Source organism: uncultured Slackia sp. (assembly GCF_944321625.1).
Lineage (GTDB): Bacteria > Actinomycetota > Coriobacteriia > Coriobacteriales > Eggerthellaceae > Slackia.
Window position 1 is genome coordinate 1 of the sequence record NZ_CALUMA010000061.1, and the last position, 3,926, is coordinate 3,926.

The window sequence follows — 3,926 nt, forward strand, 5'->3', positions numbered from 1 at the left end:
GGATTGCGGGGCGCTCGGTTTCTCTTTTGAAATGCAGCGCAGGCCGGAATGGGTGCCTGCGATGAGATGTCACAACGCATGCCGAAGCCGCGCTTGCGCCTCGGGCGGCTTTTAGCGCGTACGGGCCGAACCCGCTGCCTGCGTTGCCGCTTCGGCCGCCGCCTGCGCGACGCGCGCAAGCTTCTCGGGGGCGGTGCGCACGGTCTCTTTCGCCTTCGCGCGCAGGGCGCTTGCCGCCTGACGACCCAGCTCCTGTGCCGCGCCCTTAGCCGCGCGGCCGGCGCCCGTGTTCTCGGCAGCCTGCATCGCGGCATCGCGAGCCTCGGCCACCACCGCGGCGATGCCCGCCACGCTGCCGCCGTGCTCGAAGTACTCGATGGCTGCATGCCCCATCGCCGCCGTGCCCGCATAGCCGATGCCGGCCTTGATGGCCCAACCTAGCGCAGGCACCACGCCCACCAGCTGGCGCGCCGCCGCACGGCAGGCGAAGCCGCCACCCACCACGGCCGCAAGCTCCTTGGCGCGTTCAATGGTAAGCGGCTGGCCGTAGGCCGCGGCTATCTGCAGCACCATCTTCGCCTGGTTGAGCGTCATGATGGGAAGATCAGCGCCGGGGATGAACACAACGAATCCCACACCCGCATTTTGCATGGAGGTGGAGCGCACCGATTCCATGGAAAGCGGCCTGCGCACAAAATCGAACGCCTGCGCGAACGCCAGGCGCTTCGCGCGGAAGCACGCCACCACCCATTCGCCCATGCGGCTCGCAAGCTGCTCGGCGATTTCGGAGGTGAGAGCGTAGGGCTCAAGCGACAGCGGGTCGTCGGGCTGCCAGCCAGGGATGGGCGGCACGTCGTAGGTGACCTCCCCCGCCCCGTCGCTCGATACCACCATGGGCTCGGCGAGCGTCACCACGTCGCCGTCTTCAATTACGGGCGCCACCAGATCGCCCTCGGGAATGGGATGTCCCTGCTCGATGGCCGTTTGCTCGACCACCTGGGGAAGCGTAGTCACCACAAGCGCAGGGATGCCCGCATCGCGAACCCTGCGGGCAATGAGGCCCACCTCGCGCGTCACGCCGGCGGCGATGACCGCCATGTCGCTTTTGGCATCGAACACCGCGGACGCGTCAGAGAAGTAGTTCACGGACACGCGCGCCTGAGGGCTCGCGCTCGCGAAGCTCGAACGCACGAACGCCACCAGGTCGGCAGGCGCCGCCTCATCGAGCAAGACCGACACCGTGATGGGCACCGACCGCGCCGCGTCGACATCCATGGCCTCCTGGAAGACGGCCATCACATCAATCGGCATTTTCATGCGCACTCCTTTACTTATGAGCGTACACCGAGCCGATCAGGCCCAGCAACGCGAAATTCACCACCATGAACGAAGAGCCGTAGCTCATGAACGGCAGCGGGATGCCCGTGATGGGCATGAGCCCGATATCCATGCCGATGTTCTCCATTATCTGGAACAGCCACATGGCAACCACGCCGCACACCACCAGCATGCCGAACAGCGTGGACGCGCCCCGGGCTATCCGGCAGCATATCAGGATGAGCGCCAGATACAAGCCGAGCAGCAGCATGACCCCCAGAAAACCGAATTGCTCCGCCAGCACGCAGAAGATGAAGTCGGTGGGTGCCTCAGGCAGAAAGCCCAGACTGGACTGGGTTGCATTGCCCAGACCCTTGCCAATAAGCCCGCCGCTGCCGATGGCGATCATGGCCTGCTGCAGATTGTAGCCGCTGTCGGAGGTGTCGGCCGAGGGGTCCAGGAACACGAGCAGACGGTTGCGCTGATACTGCTGCAGCAGCTTGTATTCGCCCGTCGCCTGTTTGATGACCTCATCTACCGCGAACACGGCGGCGATTGCCGCGACGAACGCGCCCAGGGTGATGAGCAGGTACTTCAGGCGTGCGCCACCCATCACGAGCGTGACGGCGCCGATAATCAGGTACACCAGGCCCGTTCCCAGGTCGGGCTGCGTGAGAATGGCCAAGAACGGGATGGCGATGTAGGCAAGCGCCTTGATGTATTCGCGCGGGTCGTCCAAGCGGCCGCCGTAGCGCGCCATCACGCTCGCGTCCAGCATGATCACCGTGATCTTCGCGAACTCGCCGGGCTGAATCTGCATGCCGATGTTGATCCAGCTCTGCGCACCCTTCTGCTCAACGCCGATGAGGGGCAAGTGAGGCGACAGGATGAGCACCACGTTCACCACCAACAGAAGCGACGTGAATCCCGCAAGCTGCCGGTAGTCGATGCGGTACATGATGAGCATGACGATGATGCCCAGGGCCACGCCCAGAAGCTGGCGCGAGAAGCTGTAGTTCTCGTTGCCCTGGACGGCAGACCACACGGTGAGCAAACCGTAGCACACCAACGCCGTCGCCACCAAAACGAGCGGCACCGGAATGGCGGAAAGGATGCTGCCGCGGCTGGCGGCGGGCTTGCCGTCGGCGCCCGGCATGGTGGAGCCCACGTAGGAACCCTCCGGCATGCGCACGCGATCGATTTCGTTGTATCCAGCCATCTAGTCAACCCTTCCGGCGCCGGTGCCATGGTACTCGATGGATTCAGTGATTTCCGAAGTGGGCGTGACATCGTGTTCAAGCTTGCCCTCGCCCAGCTTGACGCAGGCATCCATCACCTTTGCCGCGATGGGGCCCGCCACGCTGCCGCCCGAACCGCCTTCCTGAATGACGCACGTGACCACATATTTAGGCGCATCGTAAGGTGCGTACATCGCGAACCACGCATAGCCGTCATGGTCGGCCCATTCGCCGGTACCCGTCTTGCAGGCGCATTCATAATCGTAATCTTTGAACAGGTCGGGCACATCGGCGTCTTCGGTGGCAACGCCGCGCAGGGCGTCGCGCATCACGTCGAGCTCGCCCTTGACCGCATCAGCGATCTCGCGAACGACCGGACTGCCGGATACGACCGTCTCGCCCGAGGAATTGCGCGCCTCTTTGAACAGCGTAGGCGTAGGAAGGCTGCCCGTGGCGATGCCGGCATAGCCTACGGCGAGCTGGAGCGGCGTGATAAGCACGTTACCCTGACCAATAACCATGTTGGTCATATCGCCCGGACGCCATTGCGCTTCCTCCGGGACATCCTTCCAGGTTTCTGCCTTCCATTCGGGCGTGGGAACCACGCCTTCGGCCTCGCCGATGAGCTCGATGCCCGTCTTGCTGCCGAATCCGTATTCCTTGATGTAGTCCTGCATAGCGGTCTCGCTGATGCTGCCCGACTGCCCCGCGTTGTAGAAGTCGGCCGCTATCTGGTAGAACACCGTGTCGCACGACACCACCACAGCCTCGCGCAGGCCGATGACGCCATGACCTGTGGTGAGCCAGCACTTCTGCGCATACTCATCGCCCCAACCGGTCCATGTACCCGTGCAATCCCAGGTGCGGCTGGTGTCGGCGAATCCGTAATGCAGGCCTGCCATGCCCGTGAATGCCTTGAACGTAGATGCCGCGGGGAACGAGCCCGCGATGCAGCGGTTGAGTAGCGGGTCATGAGAATCTTTATCCTCGTAGGCACCCTGGTTGGTGTAGCGATCCCAGTCGTCGGTGGACACACCGCCCACGAAATGCGTGGGGTCGAACGTAGGGAAATTCGCCATGGCGATGATGTTGCCCGTATCCACCTCCATGGCCACAAGCGCCGCCTCGGTGCCGGTGCCGCCGCCGATGACGCCCTCGGGGGCGATGAGCTTCTCCAGCTCCTCCTCGGCAATCTTTTGCACCTTGGCGGAAAGCGTCAGATACACGTCGTTGCCCTGCGTGGCCGCCGTCTCGCTGCGCACCTCGCGCACCGTGCCGTCGGCATCGGCCACCACTACGCGCTCGCCGTGCGTGCCGGCAAGCAGACTTTCGTACGCCTGCTCGACGCCGCTTGAACCCACTTCGTCGCCG

At 64.1% G+C, this 3,926-nt stretch carries 3 protein-coding genes; all 3 read right to left on the reverse strand.

Going from position 1 to position 3,926, the window contains the following annotated elements:
- Positions 1-111: 111 nt before the first annotated feature.
- Positions 112-1,317, reverse strand: coding sequence for a YcjF family protein (locus tag Q0J60_RS05735; RefSeq protein ID WP_294439401.1), 1,206 nt, complete (start codon positions 1,315-1,317; stop codon positions 112-114).
- Positions 1,318-1,327: 10 nt separating this feature from the next.
- Complete coding sequence (gene rodA, locus Q0J60_RS05740) at positions 1,328-2,536, reverse strand: rod shape-determining protein RodA (protein ID WP_294439403.1); 1,209 nt, start codon at positions 2,534-2,536, stop codon at positions 1,328-1,330.
- On the reverse strand, positions 2,537-3,926 hold a 1,390-nt coding region (locus Q0J60_RS05745), incomplete at its 5' end, for a penicillin-binding transpeptidase domain-containing protein (RefSeq protein WP_294439405.1). It lies immediately after the preceding gene.

Excerpts from the sequence above, each read along its gene's own strand:
- Q0J60_RS05735 (WP_294439401.1), bottom strand. The coding sequence starts at position 1,317 with ATGAAAATGCCGATTGATGTGATGGCCGTCTTCCAGGAGGCCATGGAT.
- rodA (WP_294439403.1), bottom strand. The coding sequence starts at position 2,536 with ATGGCTGGATACAACGAAATCGATCGCGTGCGCATGCCGGAGGGTTCC.